The 1,166-nt window shown below is 41.8% G+C and carries 1 protein-coding gene; it reads right to left on the bottom strand.

Annotated elements, in window-relative coordinates; translation table 11 throughout:
- Nucleotides 1–59: 59 nt before the first annotated feature.
- The coding region (tuf, locus tag H4J69_RS19585; protein WP_182218777.1) for an elongation factor Tu at nucleotides 60–1,166 on the bottom strand (1,107 nt) is incomplete at its 5' end.

Raw genomic sequence — 1,166 nt, 5'->3', positions numbered from 1 at the left:
ATAAAAAAAGACGCCTAAGCGTCTTTTCTTTAAGTTCTCGTGAGAACTAAAATCTGCAATTATGCGATGATTTTAGATACAACACCAGCACCAACAGTACGACCACCTTCACGGATAGCGAAGCGTAAACCTTCATCCATCGCTACTGGGTTGATTAGCTCTACAACAAATTTCAAGTTGTCGCCAGGCATTACCATTTCAACACCTTCAGGAAGCTCTACAGCACCTGTGATATCTGTTGTACGGAAGTAAAACTGTGGACGGTATCCTTTAAAGAATGGTGTATGACGACCACCTTCATCTTTACTTAACACGTATACTTCTGATTCGAATTTTGTATGAGGTGAAATTGAACCAGGCTTACATAATACTTGACCACGTTCAACATCTTCACGCTTAAGACCACGTAAAAGTACACCACAGTTCTCGCCAGCACGACCTTCGTCTAGAAGCTTACGGAACATTTCAACACCAGTACAAGTAGATTTTTGAGTATCACGGATACCAACAACTTCTACTTCTTCACCAATTTTGATGATACCGCGTTCAACACGACCAGTAACAACAGTACCACGACCAGCAATTGAGAATACATCTTCGATAGGCATGATGAATGCTCCGTCGATTGCACGCTCTGGCTCTGGAATGTAGTTATCTAATTGATCAGCAAGTTCGATGATTTTTGCTTCCCACTTTTCGTCGCCTTGAAGAGCGCCTAGAGCTGAACCTTGAATTACCGGTAAATCATCACCTGGGAAGTCATATTCAGAAAGAAGTTCACGAATTTCCATTTCTACTAATTCTAGTAATTCTTCGTCATCTACAACATCACATTTGTTCATGAATACGATGATATATGGAACACCAACCTGACGTGATAACAAGATGTGCTCACGTGTTTGTGGCATAGGACCATCTGTAGCAGCAACTACTAAGATAGCGCCATCCATTTGTGCAGCACCGGTGATCATGTTTTTGATGTAATCGGCGTGACCAGGACAATCTACGTGTGCGTAGTGACGAACTTCTGTATCGTACTCGATGTGAGAAGTATTGATTGTAATACCACGCTCACGCTCTTCAGGAGCATTATCGATTTGTGCGAAATCTTTAACTTCACCACCGTGTACTTTAGTTAATACTGCAGAGATAGCAGCTGTTAAAGT

Origin of the sequence: Colwellia sp. BRX10-9, from assembly GCF_014077405.1 — a bacterium.
Taxonomy (GTDB): domain Bacteria; phylum Pseudomonadota; class Gammaproteobacteria; order Enterobacterales; family Alteromonadaceae; genus Colwellia_A.
This window is presented reverse-complemented; position numbering and strand designations above follow the sequence as displayed.